Annotated in this window: 1 protein-coding gene; it reads left to right on the top strand. The window is 65.2% G+C overall.

Annotated elements, in window-relative coordinates; all coding sequences use genetic code 11:
- The first annotated feature begins 436 nt into the window (after window positions 1-436).
- On the top strand, window positions 437-1,120 hold the full coding sequence (locus tag ACPXB3_RS22370; RefSeq protein ID WP_425729837.1) for a hypothetical protein: 684 nt from the start codon (window positions 437-439) through the stop codon (window positions 1,118-1,120).
- The last annotated feature ends 58 nt before the right edge of the window (window positions 1,121-1,178 follow it).

Consider the following 1,178-nt stretch of genomic DNA (forward strand, 5'->3'; position numbering starts at 1 on the left):
GAACTCACCATCACGGCCGAACGAGAGGACCACGAGTGACCGCCAATCCCGAGAATCGCATCCTCGATCACAACCTCGGCCAGCCGGCGTGCCCGCACGAGTGCGGCTCCGAATGGCACGGGCTTCCGCACGCACTCTGCCCCGGATCGGATGTCGATGGGCCTGTGCGGCCGAGTCGCTGGGCGGTCCCAGATGACCCGTGGACCGTCGGAGGTTGGATTGACGAGCCTGTCGGCGATATGGTCGAACAATTCAGCGGGTTCGCCATTCACGCCCGAGGCGCATTCCAGCAGACGAGCGCGCTACTACTCATGAACGCGAACCGGCCCTCTCTCGCCGAGGTCGGTGATTCGGAGGACGATCCCCGGCAACGGGCGCTACCTCGGCCATCCACCACTCCGCCCATGTGGGCGGTACGCAGCGACGGGAGGCGGAGATGACCGAGTCATACCTCACCCGCGCCGAGATCGACCACCTCGCACACCAGCTCGCCAAGCTGCCCGGCCTCGAAGCCGAACTCGCAGTCGCGGTCACCGGACTCCGGCGCGGCACACCCGTGCGCAGATCGGTGCCAAGATCGAAGCCGCCCTACTCGATCGAGATGCAGAGCCTCATCGACGACCTGCGCAACACCCTCGTCGCCGTCATCCGAGACCTGTGCGAGCAGCGCAACATCGACGGGCACAACATCGGCAACAGCATCGCCGGCATGGGGAAATGGCTGCACGACAACCGCTTCGGATTGCAGCTCATCGAGTCCGGAGAGGAGTCGTTCAACGACGTGTGCGATGTGATCGGCAGGTGCGAGCGGGCCGTCTCCTGGTCGGAGTTCGACCACACCGTGAGCCCCGAGCGGGTAGCTGCCGCGAACCGGCAGATCGTTACCGGCCCGCAGGTCGAGAAGTTGGCCCGCAAGCTAGGCGATACCGGCAAGGGGCTCAACCGAAAGCGGGTGACGTACCTGCGCAACCGTGGGTTGCTCAAGGGGTGGCAGGACAAGCCGAACGAGGACCAACACCCAGATGCTCCATCGCCCGAGTGGAAGTACCGGCTGGGCGATGTGCTGGATGCGCACGAGAAGGCGAACACCTACCCGCGCAGGACTCGCGTGGAGAAGTGACCGCGACATTATCCGGCCTCGTGTTAGACTCGCGCTAGCGACCACCATCCCCGGACAC

It is taken from the genome of Gordonia sp. DT219 (genome assembly GCF_049847065.1).
Taxonomy (GTDB): Bacteria; Actinomycetota; Actinomycetes; order Mycobacteriales; family Mycobacteriaceae; genus Gordonia.